At 67.6% G+C, this 19,009-nt stretch carries 16 protein-coding genes; 5 read left to right on the top strand and 11 right to left on the bottom strand.

Annotated features, from left to right (window positions below):
* Window positions 1-22: 22 nt before the first annotated feature.
* Both C996_RS0105625 and C996_RS0105620 read right to left on the bottom strand, forming a co-directional pair.
* Complete coding sequence (locus C996_RS0105625) at window positions 23-457, bottom strand: response regulator (RefSeq protein WP_018866475.1); 435 nt, start codon at window positions 455-457, stop codon at window positions 23-25.
* Window positions 454-2,541, bottom strand: a complete 2,088-nt coding sequence (locus C996_RS0105620; protein ID WP_018866474.1) for a PAS domain S-box protein — start codon at window positions 2,539-2,541, stop codon at window positions 454-456. The genes C996_RS0105625 and C996_RS0105620 overlap by 4 nt, the downstream gene beginning before the upstream one ends.
* 228 nt (window positions 2,542-2,769) lie before the next feature.
* Here C996_RS0105620 and hisI point away from each other — a divergent pair, with 228 nt between their 5' ends.
* The 5 genes from hisI to C996_RS0105595 all read left to right on the top strand — a co-directional run bounded on the left by hisI (window position 2,770) and on the right by C996_RS0105595 (window position 8,322).
* Window positions 2,770-3,210, top strand: coding sequence for a phosphoribosyl-AMP cyclohydrolase (gene hisI / locus C996_RS0105615; protein WP_018866473.1), 441 nt, complete (start codon window positions 2,770-2,772; stop codon window positions 3,208-3,210).
* Entirely contained in the window at window positions 3,210-4,619 is a 1,410-nt protein-coding gene (cysS, locus tag C996_RS0105610) for a cysteine--tRNA ligase (RefSeq protein ID WP_018866472.1), read from the top strand. Before hisI ends, cysS begins: the two co-directional genes overlap by 1 nt.
* Window positions 4,620-4,624: 5 nt before the next feature.
* Window positions 4,625-5,263, top strand: coding sequence for a DUF1007 family protein (locus C996_RS0105605; RefSeq protein WP_018866471.1), 639 nt, complete (start codon window positions 4,625-4,627; stop codon window positions 5,261-5,263).
* 71 nt (window positions 5,264-5,334) lie between these two features.
* A complete protein-coding gene (locus C996_RS0105600; protein WP_051075164.1) occupies window positions 5,335-6,438 on the top strand; it encodes a nickel/cobalt transporter in 1,104 nt (367 codons plus the stop codon).
* An 81-nt stretch (window positions 6,439-6,519) separates the two neighbouring features.
* The gene (locus C996_RS0105595; protein WP_018866469.1) at window positions 6,520-8,322 is read left to right on the top strand and encodes a long-chain fatty acid--CoA ligase; all 1,803 of its coding nucleotides are present in this window, start codon (window positions 6,520-6,522) and stop codon (window positions 8,320-8,322) included.
* Between the two features lie 268 nt (window positions 8,323-8,590).
* Here the strand turns inward: C996_RS0105595 and C996_RS0105590 are convergent, their stop codons facing one another.
* The 9 genes from C996_RS0105590 to C996_RS0105550 all read right to left on the bottom strand — a co-directional run bounded on the left by C996_RS0105590 (window position 8,591) and on the right by C996_RS0105550 (window position 19,004).
* On the bottom strand, window positions 8,591-9,061 hold the full coding sequence (locus C996_RS0105590) for a DsrE/DsrF/DrsH-like family protein (protein WP_017941517.1): 471 nt from the start codon (window positions 9,059-9,061) through the stop codon (window positions 8,591-8,593).
* A gap of 95 nt (window positions 9,062-9,156) precedes the next feature.
* A complete protein-coding gene (locus C996_RS14645; protein WP_018866467.1) occupies window positions 9,157-9,303 on the bottom strand; it encodes a hypothetical protein in 147 nt (48 codons plus the stop codon).
* A 99-nt stretch (window positions 9,304-9,402) separates the two neighbouring features.
* Window positions 9,403-10,974, bottom strand: a complete 1,572-nt coding sequence (locus C996_RS0105580; protein ID WP_018866466.1) for a dynamin family protein — start codon at window positions 10,972-10,974, stop codon at window positions 9,403-9,405.
* A 27-nt stretch (window positions 10,975-11,001) separates the two neighbouring features.
* Window positions 11,002-11,523, bottom strand: coding sequence for a hypothetical protein (locus C996_RS0105575; protein WP_018866465.1), 522 nt, complete (start codon window positions 11,521-11,523; stop codon window positions 11,002-11,004).
* A 42-nt stretch (window positions 11,524-11,565) separates the two neighbouring features.
* The gene (locus C996_RS0105570) at window positions 11,566-12,153 is read right to left on the bottom strand and encodes a DUF302 domain-containing protein (protein WP_018866464.1); all 588 of its coding nucleotides are present in this window, start codon (window positions 12,151-12,153) and stop codon (window positions 11,566-11,568) included.
* Between the two features lie 54 nt (window positions 12,154-12,207).
* Window positions 12,208-12,852, bottom strand: coding sequence for an AAA family ATPase (locus C996_RS0105565; RefSeq protein WP_018866463.1), 645 nt, complete (start codon window positions 12,850-12,852; stop codon window positions 12,208-12,210).
* 110 nt (window positions 12,853-12,962) lie between these two features.
* Entirely contained in the window at window positions 12,963-13,394 is a 432-nt protein-coding gene (locus C996_RS0105560) for a sulfur globule family protein (RefSeq protein WP_018866462.1), read from the bottom strand.
* A 596-nt stretch (window positions 13,395-13,990) separates the two neighbouring features.
* The gene (locus tag C996_RS0105555) at window positions 13,991-14,698 is read right to left on the bottom strand and encodes a sulfur globule family protein (protein WP_018866461.1); all 708 of its coding nucleotides are present in this window, start codon (window positions 14,696-14,698) and stop codon (window positions 13,991-13,993) included.
* Window positions 14,699-14,729: 31 nt separating this feature from the next.
* On the bottom strand, window positions 14,730-19,004 hold the full coding sequence (locus tag C996_RS0105550; RefSeq protein WP_018866460.1) for an efflux RND transporter permease subunit: 4,275 nt from the start codon (window positions 19,002-19,004) through the stop codon (window positions 14,730-14,732).
* Window positions 19,005-19,009 lie beyond the last annotated feature (5 nt).

Genomic DNA, 19,009 nt, shown 5'->3' with positions numbered 1-19,009 from the left:
TCTTTCGGGGGCAGCCGCATGTTCAACTCGGCGGGTGATTGAGCAGGCACCAGTACAGCTCCACCTGCTCGGCGACATCGACAAACTTGGCGAAGTCCACCGGCTTGACGATGTAGGAATTGGCCCCGCAGTCGTAGGCGGTCGCGATGTCGCGATCCTCGCTGGAGGAGGTCAGCATGACCACCGGAATGCGGCGGAAACGCTCGTGTTCGCGGATCCGGCGCAGCACCTCCAGCCCGTCCACCTTGGGCAGCTTGATATCCAGCAGGATCACCGCCGGCAGCGCCAGTTCGCCCCGCTCCCAGCACTCGAGGAACGCCAGGGCCTCCACTCCATCGCGCGCGATCTCCAGGGGGTTGGTGAGGTTGCGCCGCTCGAAGGCGCGCCGCATCAGGTCGATATCCACCGGGTTGTCCTCGACCACCAGGATGGACGGTTGACGCGCGGCCGTGCTCATCGCGGGAACTCCACGTGAAAGCGGGCACCCGCGCCCGGCGTACCCTCGGCGCGGATCTCCCCGCCCAGCCGGTTGACCGCTCGTCGGACGAGTGCAAGGCCGACGCCGGTTCCCGGGTAGGCCTCGGCGCGGTTCAGGCGCTGGAAGATATCGAAGATGCGATCCTGAAACGCCATGTCAAAGCCGATCCCGTTATCCTGTACCGAGATCCCGAGTGTAGCGCTGCGGGATTCGGCCTGCACCGTCACCTGCGGTGTTTCGCGCTCGGCACTGAACTTGAAGGCATTTTCCAGCAGATTGCGCAGGATCAGCGCAACGCCATCGGGGTCGCTCTGGAGCACCAGATCGGGATCGATCTCCAGGGTCACCTCGGCGCGGCTGCGCAGCTTCGGGTCCACCGACTCGAGCACCTCCTCCACCAGCGCGCGCACATGGACCTCGCGTTCCTCCAGCGGCCGGCGCTCCATGCGCGAATAGGCCAGCAGGTCGGAGATTAACTCGTTCATCTGCGCCACGCCCTGGCGGATGTTGCGCACGAACGTTTGCCCCTCGCCCTCCAGCTGCTCGCCGTAGTCCGCCTCCAGCAGCTGGCTGTAGCCCTCGATCCCGCGCAGCGGGGCCTTCAGGTCATGCGAGACCGCGTAGGAGAACGATTCCAGTTCCTGGTTCAGGGCCTGCAGAGCCGCGGTGCGCTCGGTCACCCGCTGTTCCAGGGTGGCATTGAGGTCGCGCAGTTCCAGTTCCTGGCGCTTGAGCTCGGTTACCTCCAGCACCGTGCCCTGCACGTAGTGCATGCCGTCGGCGCGCTCGAGCGGGGCCTCCATGGTGATGCTGAACCACGCCTCCGCGCGAACCTCCGGCCGTGCCTTCAGCAACAGCCGTCGCGGCCCGGGGTGCCCGCCGGCGATCAGCGTTTCCATGGCATCGGAAAAGCTCTTCCCGTCCGCGGAGTCGAGATCGAAGAAATCCCGGGCGAAGGCCTCCAGCGTCGGGGTGCCATAGCGGGCATCGCACCCGAGCAGGGCATACAGCCGATCCGACCACCACAGCTCGCGGGTCTCCAGCATGAACTCCCAACTGCCCAGCCCCGCATGGCGTTCCGCCTGGCTCAATCGGTCCACCTGGCGCGCCAGCGCCGCCTCGGCCTGCTTGCGCGCCTCGATGTTGCGCAGAGTCACCAGCAGCAGCCGCTCGCCGGCGATTTCGGTGGCCTGCAGGTTGGCCTCCACCCAGAAGCCGTGGCCGTCGCGGTGGCGCGCCCGCCACTCGAAGACCAGTTGTTCCCCGCGCCGGGCCCGTTCCATCAGCGCCTTCTGCCGCTGTACGTCGTAGCCGCCTTCGTCCGCGCTCAGGTCATCCACACTGCAGGCGAGCAGTTCGGCCCGGCTGTACCCGTACATCCGCTCGGCGGCGGCATTCACCCCGATCAGGCCCTCGGTATCCAGATCCTGCAGCAGGATCGCCTCCTGCACGTTGTCGAAGATCGCGCGGAAGCGGGTCTCCGAGTCACGCAGGTCCCGCTCGGCGCGCAGGCGCTCGGTCACATCCAGCAGCAGGCCGTGGATGCGCGTCACCCGCCCGACCTCGTCGCGGGTCAGCCAGGTCCGGTCTTCCACCCAAAGCCAGTTACCCTCGCCGCTGCGCAGGCGGTAGAGCTGGGTATAGCGATCCGGGCCGTGCTCAATGTGCGCGGCCACATCCGCCACGATCCGGTCGATGTCTTCGGGATGAATCAGCTCGGCGTAATTCACGTCGCCCTGCAACAGGGCATGGCGATCGATCCCCCAGCGCGCGATGTTCGGCGACACGAAGGTGACCGGCCAACCGGGCGTGGTCGCCCATTCAATCGCGACCACCGGCGAGCGCTCGACAATCGCGGTCAGCCGCCGCGCCTCGCGCGAGGCGCGGTCGCGCGCCCGCAGCGGGTAATACACCAGCAGGAACAGGCCCGCGGCGGTGACCGTCACGTAGCCCCATCCCTTCAGGGTCTGTAACTGCGCCAGCAAGGCCACATCGTCGACCATCAGCAGCAGGGCGCGGTCGGACAGTCCGATCCATGCCAGCCCGAAGACCAGATACACCACGGCAATGATGGCCGCGGTCCGCCCCGCGCTGGGCCTGCGTGCCCTCTGCCTGTCTTGCTCCATCTAGCCTCCCGGCTGCCGTGGAGATCCGCCTGGCTTACCTGCCTGCCTCGAGCATCGACCACCCGGGGCCGCCGCGCAAGGCCCGTACCCACCGCGCCCCTGCCCGGGCTTCGGGAGCCCCGGGGAAAATGCTATTCTTCGCCGCTCCCGCAAGCGGACGCAGCGATGTTCAAGCAACTCGAAGGCGAACCCCGTGGCGAACGCCACCCGATCTCCGACGTCCTGGACCGCCTGAAGCTCAATGCCGATGGCCTGATCCCCGCGATCGCCCAGCAGCACGACACCGGCGAGGTCCTGATGCTGGCGTGGATGAACCGCGAGGCCCTGAACGAGACCCTGGCCACGGGGCGCGTGTGCTACTACTCGCGCTCGCGCCAGGCGCTGTGGCGCAAGGGCGAGCAGTCGGGCCAGGTCCAGCAACTGCACTCCCTGCACCTGGACTGCGACGGCGACACCCTGCTGCTGAAGGTCGACCAGACCGGGCCGGCCTGCCACACCGGACGTCGCAGCTGCTTCTACCTGCAGGTCGAGAACGACAGTGTCGTGGTCACCAGCGACCCCGAGATCGCGCCGGAGACGCTGTACGGCAAGGGAAACACCGAATAATGAGCGAGCCCCGGACCCTCACCCTGCACAACACCCTGGGCGGGCACGACGAAGCCTTCGTGCCGCAGGACCCGGAGCGGGTGACCCTCTACGTCTGCGGCCCCACCGTGTACAACCGGGTGCACATCGGCAACGGGCGCCCGGTGGTGGTGTTCGACGTGCTGTTCCGCTTGCTGCGCGAACTCTACGGTCCGGACCACGTGGTCTACGCGCGCAACATCACCGACGTCGACGACAAGATCAACAAGGCCGCCGCCGACAACGGCGAGCCGATTGCCGCCCTGACCGAACGCTTCACCCGCGCCTTCCACGAGGACATCGCCGAGCTGGGCACGCTGGAGCCCACCCTGGAGCCGCGCGCAACCGAACACATCCAGCCGATGATCGAGCTGATCCAGCGCCTGATCGACCGCGGCCACGCCTACGTCGCCGAGGATCACGTGCTGTTCGACGTGACCTCCTACCCCGAGTACGGCGCCCTGTCCGGCCGCTCGCTGGACGACATGCAGGCCGGGGCCCGGGTCGAGGTCGCCGACTACAAGCGCCACCCCGGCGACTTCGTGCTGTGGAAGCCGGCTGCCGCGGGCGAGCCCGGCTGGGAAAGCCCCTGGGGCACCGGCCGCCCCGGCTGGCACCTGGAGTGCACGGCGATGATCCGCGCCCACCTGGGGCCGATGATCGACATCCACGGCGGCGGCCACGACCTGGTGTTCCCGCACCACGAAAACGAGATCGCCCAGGGCTGCGCGGCCGAAAGCTGCCACGAGCACGGCACGCACTATGCCCGCTACTGGGTGCACAACGGCCACCTGACCATCGACGGCGAGAAGATGTCCAAGTCGCTGGGCAACTTCCAGCTGCTGCACGACCTGCTGCAGCACTACCCCGGCGAGGTCCTGCGCCTGGCCCTGCTGTCGCGCCACTACCGCGCCCCGCTGAACTTCTCGGAAGAGACCCTGACCCAGTCGCGCAACAGCCTGAACGGCCTGTACCGCGTGCTGCGCGACGCCGCCGGTATCGAGCCCGCACCGGTGGCCGCCGCCGACACCCCGGTGTTCGCGGCGCTGCTGGACGACCTGAACACCCCCGCCGCGATCACCGCGCTGCACCGCATGAGCGATGCCCTGGCCGCGGCCGGCGACGACGCCGAACGCGCCCGGCGCAAGGGCGAACTGCTGGCCGGGGCCGGCCTGCTGGGCCTGCTGCAGCAGGACCCGGGCGTCTGGTTTCAGGGCGATTCCGGCGACGACGAGCTCGCCGCCTGGGTGGAGGAACGCATCGCCGCGCGCCAGGCGGCCCGCAAGAACCGGGACTTCGCGACGGCCGATACCATCCGCGACGAGCTGACGGCCCGCGGCATCGAGCTCGAGGACACCCCCGACGGCACGCGCTGGCAGCGCGCCACCTGAAGCCGATGCGTATCCGCCCCTGGTTCGTGCTGATCCTGGGCCTGCTGCTGCCCACCGGGGTGCTCGCCCACCCGCATGCCTGGATCGACCTGCGCGTGGGACTGGTCTTCAACGAGGCCGGCGAGCTGCTACGCATGGAGCAGTCCTGGCGCATCGACCCCACCTACAGCCACATGCTGCTGGAGGACCTGACCGGCCAGCTCGACGGGGACACCGACATTGACACGGCCCTGGAGCACGCCGCCGAACGGATGCGCGAGAACCTGGCCGGGCATGACTACTTCACCGAACTGAGCACCGGCGAGCGCGACCTGGACGTCCCGCCGGCGCGCAACGCCCGTCTGACCCTGGAGGACCGCCGCCTGCACCTGCGCTTCGAGCTGCCGCTGGAGGACCTCGACATCACGGCCGGGGACCGCTTCAGCTACCGCGTGTTCGATCCCGAGTACTGGATCGAGATCCTTCACGACCCGGAGGACATCGTCTTCGTCGAGAACCGGCCCGGCTGCGCGGTGACGATCGACGAACCCCGACCTGACCCGCAGCTGATCCGCTACGCCGCGACCCTGGAACGCCAGGATCGCAGCCCGGTCGACAACCTCGGACGCCACTTCGCGGAGACCGCCACGCTGGAATGCGACTGAGGGGGATGCCGCTTCACAACCGGACGGCGCGCACACACCACCCGATGGCTCGTGTGTTATACAGTAACGCCATGCACCAGGTAACGCATCGAATCCGGAACCCACTGCAGCCCGCCCTCCCGGGCCTGCTGATGCTGCTCGCGCTGTGCCTGCTGTTCGGCGGTCCGGGCCTCGCACAGGCCGCGACCGGTCATCCACTGGGTGCCCCCACCGAGGCGCCCGCCGAGCGCGCGGCGCCGCCGCCCCCGGACCGCCTCGACGCCCCGGCCCCGCTGGCCGAACCGCCCGGCCCCCTGGAACGGCTGACCGGCTGGATGCTCCAGACCCAGCGGCAGCTCCACCGCAGCCTGACCGAAGGCCTGCACGCCCTGCGCGACGGCCCCACCGCACACACCGCCGGGGCGCTGATCCTGGTCAGCCTGCTGTACGGGATCTTCCATGCCGCCGGCCCTGGCCACGGCAAGGCGGTCATCAGCGCCTACCTGCTGACCCAGCCGCAGAACCTGCGCCGCGGCATCCTGCTGTCCACCGTCTCGGCGCTGGCACAGGGCGTCACCGCCATCGTACTGGTCGGCGTGCTGATCGGCCTGTTCGGCTGGCTGGCGCGGGATACCCTGGGCCAGGTGCGCACCCTGGAGATCGCCAGCTTCGCCCTGGTGGCGCTGCTCGGGCTGTGGCTGATGGCGCGCGCCCTGCGTCACGCGTGGCGGCTGCAGCGCGCGCATCGGGTCGCGCCCGTCCATGGACACGACCACGAGCATGGCCACACCCATGGACATGACGCCCACTGCGGCTGCGGGACCCCGCACCACGTGGACCCCAACCACCGCGGCACCTGGTGGGGTACCGTGCTGGCGGTCGGCATCCGCCCCTGTTCCGGCGCCGTGCTGATCATGGCGGTCTCCGCCGCTTTGGGACTGGCCTGGGCCGGCGTCGCCGCCGTACTGGCGATGTCCCTGGGGACCGCCGCCACCGTCTCGGTGCTGGCGACCCTCGCCGTTTCGGCACGCGACTGGACCCGGCGCTGGCTGGGCCCCACCCGCATGGGCCGGCTGACCTACATCGGCCCGGCCCTGGGAATGGCCGGTGGCGGCGTGATCGCCCTGATCGGTCTCAGCCTGGTGCTGGGTGCCATCGCCTACCAGCCCGTCGCCCATCCTTTAGGGGTGCGCTAGCGGCCGAATGGGCCGGGACTTGCCCCAGGCGCAGGCGTCCTCTAACGTCCGGGACAACCGAACCCCGCTCGCGAGGACGCCATGCCGTCGACCACCATCACCCCGGAACAGGCTCCGACCCTCCCCGCGCTGTTCCGCACCCGCGTGTCCATGAGCCCGGATGCGCCGGCCTATCGTCATTACAGCGCCGCCGACGAGACCTGGAAGCAAACGACCTGGAGCGAAATGGCCACGATGGTCGATCGCTGGCAGGCGGCACTGGCGCGCGAGGGCTTCAAGCCCGGGGAACGGGTCGCACTGATGCTCGGCAACTCGCGCGAGTGGGTCGCCTTCGACCAGGCCGCCACCGAACTCGGGCTGATCACGGTCCCGCTGTACACCGATGACCGCCCGGACAACGTCGCCTACATCATCGGCCAGACCCAGGCGCGCCTGCTCCTGCTGGGCGAGAGCGCGCACAGTCGCCGCCTGTCCGAACACTTCGCGAACATGCCCTCGCTCAAGCGCATCGTCTGCCTGGGCCACACCGAAGGCCAACCCGAGGACGAACGGGTGATGGACCTCGAGACCTGGCTGGAACGCGGCGACCCGGAACGCGTGCATCGCCCGGATCTCGACCCGCTGGCCCTGGCCACCATTGTGTTCACCTCCGGCACCACCGGGCGGCCCAAGGGCGTGATGCTGTCGCACCGCAACATCCTCGACAACGCCCAGGCCTCGTCCACCGCCGGGCCGCTGTCGGATGCCGACCGCTTCCTCTCCTTCCTGCCGCTGTCGCACATGCTGGAGCGCACCGGCGGCTACTACATGCCGATGCTGATCGGTGCCGAGGTCGCGTTCGCGCGCTCCATCCAGGGGCTGGGCGAGGACCTGATGTCGGTCCAGCCGACCGTGCTGATCTCGGTTCCGCGCATCTACGAGCGCGTGCACGGCCGCATCCAGGCCGGCCTGAAACAGAAATCCGCGCTGGGCCGAGGCCTGTTCAGGGCCACCGTGGCCATCGGCTGGCGCCGCTTCGAATACCAGCAGGGCCGCGCGTCCTGGTCGCCCGGCTTCCTGCTGTGGCCGCTGCTGGAGCGCATCGTCGCCCACAAGGTCCTGGACCGCCTGGGCGGCAAGCTGCGCTTCGCGGTCTGCGGCGGCGCGCCCCTGCCGCCGCCGATCGCCCGGTTCTTCATTGGTCTGGGCCTGCCGGTGCTGCACGGCTATGGCATGACCGAATCCAGCCCGGTGGTCAGCGTGAATACCCCGGACGACAACCTGCCCGCCTCCATCGGCAAGCCGCTGCCCGGCATCGAGGTCAAGATCGGCGAGATGGACGAGCTGCTCACCCGTTCCAGCTGCGTGATGCTTGGCTACTGGAAGAACGAGGAGGCGACCGCGAGCACGATCGACGAGGATCACTGGCTGCATAGCGGCGACCAGGCACAAATCGACGACGATGGCCACATCTTCATCACCGGCCGCCTGAAGGACATCCTCGTGCTGACCAACGGCGAGAAGGTCCCGCCGGCGGACATGGAAATGGCCATCGCCCTGGACGCCCTGTTCGACCAGGTCATGGTCGTGGGGGACAGCCACGCCTTCCTGACCGCCCTGGTTGTCCCCGAGCCCGAGGCCTGGACCACCTTCGCCGAGGACCAGGGCCTTGACCCCGGCGCCTCCGGGCGGCTGCCGCGCTCCGCCGAACGCGCCCTGCTGCAGCGGATTCAATACCAGCTGCGCGACTTCCCCGGCTACGCCAAGATCCGCCACGTGCACGTAGTGCATGAACCCTGGTCGGTGGACAACGGCATGCTGACCCCGACCATGAAGCTCAAGCGCCCGGTCATCTCCCAGCACTACGCCGACGCCATCGAGGCCATGTACGCCGGCCACGACTAACCCCTCGCCCGCTTTTCACGAAGTAGGTCAAGGGCGATTTACAGGAAGATGGGAAGGTTGGAAGGTTTATTGGGATTGAGGGCCCGCCGTGCCGTGGTGTGGCGATGGGGTAACGCGCGAGCATCCGCTATCGCCCTTGATCCTTGAACCCTTCCGATCTTCCCACCTTCCTGTGAATCGCCCTTGACCTACCAAGCGCCCGAAAACGAAAAAGGCCCCGCAGCGTGACACTGCGGGGCCTTGAGGGCGCGTCAGGCGCGCCGCCGGTTCAGATGAACAGGCAGATGTCGGACTCGCCGGCGAACTCGAAGAACGCCGCGGCCCCGGCGTATTCCACGCCGTCGATGAATTCGCTGGTGTCCATGTCGAACAGGTCCACCGTCATCTGGCAGGCAATCATGCGCACCTCGGCCTCCAGGCACAGCTCGCGCAGGTCGCCCAGATCGGAGACCCCCTTGGCCGCCATCTTCTTCTTCATCATCACGGTCATCATCTTCTGCATGCCCGGCAGGGCCTGCAGCATCACCGGCATGGGCATGGGCATCGGCATGCCCGGGTTGCCCAGCGAGGTCACCTGCAGATCCAGCTTCTTGCGCAGCAGTTGCAGACCATAGAAGGTGAAAAACACCTCGCAGTCATAGCCCAGTGCAGCCGCGGTGGAGGCCAGGATGAACGGGGGATAGCCCCAGTCCAGGCTGCCCTTGGTGGCAATAATGGCCATTTTCTTCTGATCACTCATCTTTACTCTCTCCTCCATTGGTAACAGGAACCGGACCCGCCACAGCCCCCTGCGCGATCCGTCCCCAGTTGGTTAAAGCCCTTGGTCTATCCGGCTCACTGCCCCGACGCCTGACGCCCCCTGCGCCAGTCGCGAATCAGTGCACATCCGGCACAAACCCCCAGCGCCGCCATGCTGGCCCATACCGAGATGGGCACCAGAATCATGGCCAGCGCAAACATGAGCCACGCCAGTATGGTCATCGTTCTCCTCCTGCACAACGTTTGCAGCCAGAAGCCGCATCGGTTGGTCGCCTTGCTTGTGGTTGCGAGCCATCACGCGAGGAGGAGGCACTCGACCTCCTACCCCTGGCGCTTCTCCGGCACCTCCGGCTCGGCGTAATCGCGGGGCGCATCCGTGCCCGGCGTCGGTTCCGGGGCCGGGGCTTCCGGCTCCCTGGGATGGTAAACATCGGTGGCCGAGGCACGCCCGCCCTGCCGCGAGACCGGGCTGGCATCCACGAACTGATTGTTCAGGCGCTGGATATAGGCCTCGGCGCGATCGCGCAGCTGATGCAGGCGGCTGATCATGCGGCGCCCCAGGCCCAGTGGCGCCCGTCCCATCATCGGCTGCCAGGGGCGCGTGTTCTTCTCGAACGCCGCGCGCCAGTTCCCGGCGGCGGTCTCGGTCGGCAGGGTCCGCGCGATGCGCCGTGCCAGCCAGCGGCGGTTGAAGAAGTGGATGCCGCCCAGCACGATCGCCAGCACGACGAGCCCGAAGCCCGTCATCAGCGGACGCTCGCCCATAGCCTGCCAGACGCTCCCGTCGGTCCAGGGCGCGATGCCCCCTGCCGACTGGTACCCGATCAGACCCAAAAGCACCGCGACCACGGCGAACATCCCGGCATCAAACTGCACCACCCGGCGGCGCCACTTCTCCAGCGCCTTCTTCAGGGCCGGCAGGGCGTCCATCTCGATGGATTCGGCGATGGCCTGCAGCGAGCCCAGGATGCGGTAGGAGCGCGAGGAGCTGATCTCCTGGATCTTGGCGTGGATCTCCTCGCGATCGCGGCGGGACTTCTCCTCGTAGCGCTCGCGCACCTGCGGATCGCCGATCTCCACCGCCGCGCTCTCGTTGTACAGGCAGTAGAAGCGCCCGGTCGCGTTGCCCTGGCGCACCACGGCCCGCTGCCAGGCGGAGACGACCTCTTCCAGGTTGTCCTCGCGCCAGGTGGTGTCGATCTGGTTGAGGATGAACACCAGCTTGGTGAAGTCGTTGCGCTCGGCGACACGGTTGACCAGGTGCTCCAGGGTGTCGCGCATCGCGCCCGGTTCCGGGTGGCGGGCGTCGAAGAACACCAGCACCAGATCGGACAGGTCGATGATGTGATCGGTCAGCTGCAGGATGGTCGCGCGCTGCTCGTCGGCATCGAAGCCGGGGGAATCGATGATGATGCGCCCGCGCAGACGCTCCGAGCGCGCGGTCTTCATCGCCAGGAAGTGGTCCACCGTGCGCCCGCCGCCGTCGGTAATCCGCTCGATCTCATCAGACACCCGATAGAACGGGAAGCGCGGATCGCCGTCCAGAGCCAGCCCCGGGAGTTCCTGCACATGCTCGCTACCGCCGTAGCTGATCACGGTGAACTTGTCGTCGACTGCCTGCGAACCGCTGCGCTGTACGGTCGTGCCCACGTACTCGTTGATGAACGTGGACTTGCCGGCGGAGAAGGTGCCCAGCGTGGCGATCATCGGCCACCAGGAGATGCCAAAGGCGTAGGAATCCTCCGCGGGATCCAGGAGGCCGGCCGCATAGCCGACCCGGTCCAGATCCCGGAACGGATCGACCACGCCTTTCAGGACCGGATTCTCTTCGGCAAGGCGGTCGCTCAGCAGCTTGAGCTGCTTGCGCACGCGAGGGCCAGGACGATTGAACATGCGGACTCCGTCAGTCAAAACGCGCGATCAGCGCGGGTAATACGGCCCCGGGGAACCCCGGACCGGACCGCCCTGATCGGTGAATGGGTTGAACATGTTCATCATACCCATGGGGCCGCCCACATTGCGATTCAGGCTCCACATATCCTGCTGCATGCCCGTGATCGAGCCCGCCATCACGCGGGTATCGCGCGTCATCGAGCCGATGTTGGCGTCCATCGACTGCGTATTACCGGCGATCACCGCGACCTCGTCGTTCATCACCCGCATGGTGTTGTTGATGTCGGTCATCTGCCGGTCCATCGACGCCATATGCCCCGCGATGGTGGACATGTCGCGGTCCATCACCTGAGTCATCTGGGTGATCTCCTGGGTAAGCTGGCCCACATCCCGGGTCAGGCTGGTGATCAGCCAGAAACCGTAGATGGCCAGCACGATGAAGGCCACCAGTGCGGTGTAGACGATCAGTTCCAGACGCCGGGAACGGGCATCCGCCTTGTCGGCCTCGTCCCGAACCTCTGCAAACTCGCTGCTACTTTCTTCACTCATTGAACGCCCTTTGCTGTTTCATGGAAACGGGAGCCATCCCCGTCAGAAGGCGCCAACGGCAGCGCGATCGATGATCTCTTCAAGTGACTCCTTCACAAACACCGCCTGCTCGTGCAGATCCTCGGGCAACGGCCGCCCCCCGTGGATCATCGGGTTCAGGTCCAGGGTCATCAGCCACAGATTGCCCTCGGCATCCTCCTGCAGCACGATCCGACAGGGCATATAGGCCGCCATCGCCGGGCTGTGCCGTACCATCTGCGCGGCGATGGCCACATCGCAGAACATGTAGATCTTCAGGAACGGGAAGTCCTCGCCCGTCACGCTGCGGACCTCCTCGCCCATGGGCAACTCGCCGACATTCCGAATATTCAGCTCGTTGGCCACCAGGCGCAGCACATCCTCCACGTCCTCGACTTCAAGCCCCTCGTCCACCTGGCGCTTGTAGACCATGGCCTCCGCGGCATCGCCCGTCTCCAGTACCGTCCGGGCCATCTGCGAATAGACCTTGGGCGCCTGGGCGTCCAGGGAGCGTGCCTGGCTCAGGTAGGGCTCGAAGGCGAAGATGGCATACCCCACGCCGATCAGCGCCAGGAGCCCGATCACGACCAGTGCATTGCGGATGAAACGCATGAAGCTCTCCTCCTTCCATCGCGTCCGCAGCCCGGCAGCCCCGGGTGCGAATCATTATTGTTTTTTCCGGCGGCGCCGTCCGAACAGCGCCACCGCCAGGGCATCCAGCTCGGCGGCGGCCTTGCCGCGCGGCTCCAGCTCGCGCACCGACAGCCCCTCGCTGAACGAGCGCCGGAACGCCATGCGCTGTTTCAGTCGCGGCTTCAGCAGGCGCACGCCGTCGATCTGCTGCAGCGCCTCGAAGGTCTCGTCGGTCTCGCGCACGGCCTGATGCGTGTCCGCGCGGTTGATGAACGCCAGGATCTCCGGACGTTCGCCGGATCCACGCTGCTCCTGAATCCGCTGTACAAAACGATACGTCGACCAGACATCCGCCTGGCTGGGGGGCACCGGGATCAGCACGCGGTCCGCGCCTTGCACCGCCGCCATCAGCGAGGCCATGTCCGACGCGCCGACATCGATCAGCACCTCGTCGTACTCGCCGGCGCGGGCACGCGCCGCGTCGAGGCCCTCCACCGCATCCAGCGCCGGTTCATAGCCCTCCTCCCGCCGCACCTCCAGCACGTCGCTGAGGGTGCGCTGGGGATCCAGGTCCACGGTCAGGGCCCGGCGGCGCCCCTCCAGCAGCCACAGGGCCAGATTGAAGGCCACGGTACTCTTGCCGGTACCGCCCTTGAGATTGGCGACGACGGTCTGCATGGCGTCTCCTTGGAACATTGCGGATTGACGGCTGCGTGCAGCCCGTCAATCCGCAACACTCCGGAAAAAGGGCCTGCCCGAAACGGGCAGGCCCGAACAGCGGGATGGACTTAGTTGCCCTGACCCTGCTGCTGTTGCTGGGGCATCTGACCCTGCGGACCCCAGCCCTGCGGACCGTAGCCCGGACCATAGCCATAGCCAGGACCGTAGCCGTAACCCGGATGGCCGTATCCATGGCCATAACCGCGGCCGTAGCCGTCGCCGTAACCGTGACCATACCCGTGGCCATGGCCGCGACCGCGAGCGGAGAAGTCGAAATCACCCCCGCCCATCATGTCGCTCATCATGTCGCCCATACCGTGGCCGCGGCCATAGCCCGGGCCACCGAAGAAGGGCATGCTGGGGCCATAGCCGTAGCCGGGGCCGTAATGGCCGGGACCGTACCCGTAACCCGGGCCGCCCCACTGGGCGGAGGCCATCATCGGGGCGGCCAGGCCACCCAGGGAAACGGCGAGAACTGCTGCCTTGACGAACTTGTTCATGGTGCTACCTCCTGAAGGAGTCATGCCCTCAATTTGAATGCGCGCACGCGGGGAGGGCTTCCCGAATACGCGCCTTACCGGTCAGGGGAACGGAAAACCGCCCATCCCCCAGGGGAAGGCCGAAAACGGCCCGCCCATTCCCGGATACCCGGGCGAACCCGGATATCCGTATGGATACCCTCCTGGCATCCCGCCAGGGGGGTGGAACGACGGAGAACCCGGCGCCCAGTAAGGACCTTGCGGCCCGTAGCCCCGGTACCCCGGAGCATGCGGCGGCGGGCCCGGCGCATCCCGCGATTCGGCCCGTCGGGACGGGTCGTAGTCGCGGTCCGGGAAGCGCCCGCGCGGGCGTTCCGGGGCCGAGCGCTGTACCTCCGGCGAACCGGAGGCCCAGGGGTTGTGGCGATCACTCGCCGCCAGGTCGGCGACCGGCAAAAGGAACCCCGCAGCCAGCACGACCCCGAGCATCGGGATCGTGCTGACTCGCGTGCGTTTCGATTGACCGGACTGCCTGCCCTGCATGGCGAACCGCCTCCGTCTGGCTTCCACTACGACGGGCCTGCGTGCCCGTCGATCTGCGATGACTGATCCGCGGATCAGTAGCCGCCACCTTCTTCCATGGCTTCACGACGCTCGCGCATCATCTCCATGCGTTGCTCGCGCTGGCGCTCCATCTCTTCTTCATACGCGGCACGGCCGGCCTCCATCGCCTTCTGGCGTGCCTCGCGCATGGCCTGCATCTCTTCCATGCGTTCCTGGCGCTCGGCATGCTGCGCCTGGATGCGCTCGCGCATCTCTTCCGGCATGTCTTCCGGCAGGTTGTCCGGATCGAATTCCGGCATCTGGCCGTAGCCCGGGCGCTGCTGCATGCCGTAGCCCGGCTGCATCATCCCGGGATGGCCGAAGCCGCCCTGCTGCGGGCCGGGACCGTAGCCCTGGCCGTACCCGGGGCCGTAGCCATACCCGGGGCCGTAACCCTGATGGCCACGACCATAACCCTGCCCGTACCCGTCGCCATGGCCACGGCCATAGCCCTGGCCATGGCCTCGCCCGGACATGCCGAAGCTGAAGTCACCGGAGCCTTCGCGTTGCTGCATCATCCCGCCGCCGGGATGCATGCCCATGCCCTGGCCATAGGGGGCGTGACCGTAGGGACCGGGCACCGGACCCTGCTGGCCCATCGCCGGACCCTGGCCGTAGCCCTGCTGCTCGTCGGCCTGGGCCACACCCAGGGCCAGCACGGATGCCACAGCGGCGCTGGCCAGCGTGGTACCGATCGTTCGGGTGTTGAATCGCTTCTTCATCGGGAACCTCCTTGAGGTCTTGCTTGCGTGATCATTTGAGTCGAATCCCGCGCCGGGCGCGGCCCTTGCCGGGCGTACCCGACTTGCCACCCCCCTTGGGAGTGGTGCCGCTCTCCTTGCGGCCGGTCTTGCTACTGGTCGAGGCGGATTTGGCGGTTCCGCCGGTCTTCTTGTTGGACGCCGGCGCCGTGCGCTTGTTCGCCGCGCCACCACTTGATTTGGGTCCGCTGGCGGCCTGGCCGGACGTGCTCGCACGCCCTTTGCTCTGGCTACCCGCGCCGCCGCTAGTCGTCCTGGCCTGGGACTGCGTCTTGGCCTTTGTCTTTGTCTTCGTCGTGCCACTGGACGCCTTCTTCGCGGTCTTCGTACCCGCGGCACCGCTCCCGGCCGCGCCGGCCGCGCGGCTGGAGCCGCCCTTCGCAGACCGCGATTCCGTGGCGCCGGACGCGGACGTCGCCTTCGCCGACGCCGCGCGGGATGCCCCGCCGGCGCGGGACTTCGCTTTCTTTGGAGGCGCCGCGTCCTCGGCCTTCACATCCGCGTTGTCGGTGGCCGCCGGCGGGGTCGCCGTGCCCCAAGGCTCGGCGGCGGGCTCCGGCTCTTCCGGGCGACCCGCCGGTTGGGGTGCCTGCGCGACCGGCTCCGAATCCGCGGGACCGGCCGATTGGCGGTCCTGCGCCTTGCCCGCAGCCGGGCCGGAGCCCGTGTCCGACGGCCCGCCACTCGCCGGACCGCTACCGAAGCCCGGGGTGGAGCCGCCGCCCGACGGGCCGCCCGGCCCGCCGCCACCGTCGCGACGGCGCTCCAGCAAGGACCGGATCAGGCGCCACAGGGCGAACGCGAGATCGCGCAGGCCCTCGAGGAAGGCCAGGGCCAGGCACTTGAGGTACAGGCCGGCATACTGCACCGCCTGGGTCACCGGCCCGCCCTCGCGCGGGCCGAAGAGGTCGTTGCCCGCGGCGCCGGCGGTCGCGCCCGGAGCCGGGGCCGCCCCGCCGCCATGGCCGTTGCCGTGGCCATTACCGTTCGCGCACACCGCAGCCGCCTCGCCGTTTTCGTCCAGGCTGGTCGGGCAGAAGGCGCGGCGCCCGGAGATGCAGCCCAGCGGGATTACCAGCAGGGTCAGCAGGGTGGCCACCACGGTGCCGAACATCAGCGAGATCGCCATGCCCTGGAAGATCGGATCGAACAGGATCACGCTGGAACCGGCCAGCAGGGCCAGCGCGGTGATAATGATCGGGCGGGTACGCGCCTGACAGGCCAGGATCATCGCGTCGCGCACGTCGTGGCCCTCGTCCACCGCCTGGCGGCCGAAGTCCACCAGCAGTATCGAGTTTCGGACGATGATGCCCGCGAGTGCGATGAAGCCGATCATCGAGGTCGCGGTGAACTCGGCGTTCATCAGCCAGTGGCCGGGGATGATCCCGATCAGGGTCAGCGGGATCGGGGCCATGATGATGCCCGGCAGCACGAAGTTGCCGAACTCCCAGACCACCAGCATGTAGATCAGGATCAGCGCGATCGCGAAGGCGATGCCCATGTCGCGGAAGGTCTCGTAGGTCACCGTCCACTCGCCGGCCCACTCGAACGCGGTGGAATCGTCATTCGGCGGCGGTCCCAGCCAGTGCGGCTGCACCTGGCTGCCATCCGGAAGCCGGTAGTCCTCCAGCTGCTCCTGGACCTCCAGCATCCCGTACACCGGCGCGGCCAGGCGGCCGACCACCTCGCCGGTCACGTACTCCACCGGACGCAGGTTCTTGTGGTAGATCGGCTCGTCCTGCGGGCGCTGGACAAACTCGCCGAGCTCGGCCAGCGGGATGGACCCGCCCTGCCGGGTAAACACGGGCAGCATTTCCAGCTGCCGGATGTCGTTGCGCGTGGCCATCGGCAGGCGCATCTCGATCAGGTGCGGCTCAACCAGCGACTGCGCCTTCACGTCGCCCAGGATCTGTCCGCCGATCGCGGTCTCCAGGGTGCGGTTGATGGTCTCGACGGTCACGCCGCGGCGCAGGGCCTTGTCACGATCCACATCAAAGTGCCAGACGTCGTGCGGCGCCTGCAGGAAGCTGTCCACGTCCGCTACGTGCTCGGCATTGGCGAACATGCCTTCCAGATCACGGGCGACCGCACGGCGGGTTGCCGCGTCGGGGCCGTAGACCTCGGCCACCACCGACTGCAGCACCGGCGGGCCCGGCGGCATCTCGACCACCTGGATACGCGCACCGGCGGCGCGAGCCAGCGGGGTCAGGCGTTCGCGGGCCTCGGTGGCGATCTCGTGCGAGGTGCGGCCGCGGTCGCCCTTGTCCACCAGCTGCACCTGGATATCCCCCTGCCAGGGTTCGTCGCGCAGGTAGTAGTGGCGCACCAGGCCGTTGAAATTGAACGGCGACGCGGTGCCAACATACGACTGCAGGCCCACCACCTCGTCCATCTCGCGCAGCACCTGTGCCATGTCGTGGCTCAGGGTGGCGGTCTCGGTCAGGGCGGTGCCCTCGGGGAAGTTCACCACCACCTGGAACTCGGGCTTGTTGTCCAGCGGCAGCATCTTCACGCGCACATCGGTGGTCATGAACAGGCTGACCATCAGGAAGAAGATCACGATCACGCCGATCAGGAAGGCATAGCCGCGCACGGGGTTATCCGCCAGTCCCGGGATCGCCGTGCGATAGAACCGACCCAGCTTCTCGGCCTGGCGGTGTTCCTTGTCGGTGGCCTTTTCGAGGTAGGCCATGCTGGGGCGCAGGCGCTGGGTCAGCCACGGGGTAAAGACAAAGGCCGCGACCAGCGAGAACAGCATGGCCACGGAACCCAGCACCGGGATCGGCTGCATGTACGGGCCCATCATCCCGGAGACGAAGCCCATCGGCAGCAGCGCCGCGATCACGGTGAAGGTGGCCAGGATGGTCGGATTGCCGACCTCGCGCACCGCATCTACCGAGGTCTCGGTATCGATGCCGCGCTTCATCAGCCAGCGTCGGTAGATGTTCTCCACCACCACGATGGCATCGTCCACCAGGATGCCGATGGAGAAGATCAGCGCGAACAGGCTGACGCGATCGATGGTATAGCCCAGGACCCAGGCGCTGAACACGGTGAACAGGATCACCACCGGAATCACGATCAGCACCACCAGCGCGGCGCGGATCCCGAGGAACAGCCCGACCAGGATGGTCACCGCGAAGGTCGCGATGAACAGCTTGAAGATCAGTTCGTTGACCTTCTCGTTGGCGGTCTTGCCGTAGTCGCGCGAGACCGCGACCTCGACGTTGTCCGGGATCACACTGCCCTTCAGGCGTTCGAGACGTTCGAGGACATTGTTGGCCACGGTCACGCCGTTGCTGCCGGGCTTCTTGGCGATCGCCAGGGTCACCGCCGCCGCGCCCTCCGGCGCCGCGTCCGGATCCACGGCGGCCGGCCCGGAGTAGTGCCGCACGAAGCGGTCCACCTCGCCCGGTCCGTAGGTCACCTCCGCCACGTCACGCAGATACACCGGCTGACCGTCACTGACCGCCACCAGCAGCTGCTCCAGATCCGCCGCCCCGGTAAAGAACCGCCCGGTGTACACCGCGGTGCTCAGGCCATCGCTCTCGATGCGTCCGGCGGCGCCCTCGACGTTCGCGGACTGCACGGCCTGTGCGATCTGGTCCAGACTGACATCGAACCCGGCCAGGCGCTCCGGCTGCACCTCGATGCGCAGGCGCTCCTCGCGCCCGCTGACCACGAAGCTCTGACTGGTATCGGGGACCTCGTTCAGCTGTTGCTGCGCATCCAGCGCGATTTGGCGCAGCAGGGCATCATCCACCTCGTGCGACCAGAAAGTCAGGTTCACCACCGGCACATCATCCGCGCCCTTGGCCTTGACCATCGGCTCGCTCACACCCGGCGGCATCAGGTCACGATTGGCAAACAGCTTGTCGTGCACCTTGACGATCGAGGACTCCATGTCCTCGCCTACATCGAACTGCACGGTCACCATCGCCTCGCCGCGATGCGATACGGAGTAGACGTTGTCGACACCGGAGAGCTCGCTCATCAGCCGCTCCAGCGGCCTTGCCGCCAGGCTCGCCACCTGCTCCGACGGCACGCCCGGGTAGGACACCATGATGTCCACCATCGGCACGGAGATCTGCGGATCCTCCTGGCGCGGCGTCACCATCAGGCCGAGGATGCCGATCGCGATACTGGCCAGCAGCAGCAGCGGCGACAGCGGCGAATGGATAAACGCCGCCGCCATGCGCCCGGCAATGCCGGGGTCGCCGTGCTTCTGCCGGAAACCGGTCTCGGATTGTCTGTCGTCTTCGGCCATCGAGC

This window comes from Thioalkalivibrio sp. ALE25 (assembly GCF_000377285.1).
GTDB lineage: Bacteria > Pseudomonadota > Gammaproteobacteria > Ectothiorhodospirales > Ectothiorhodospiraceae > Thioalkalivibrio.
Note: the sequence above shows the minus strand (reverse complement) of the source record. Positions and strands in the feature narration are given on the sequence as shown.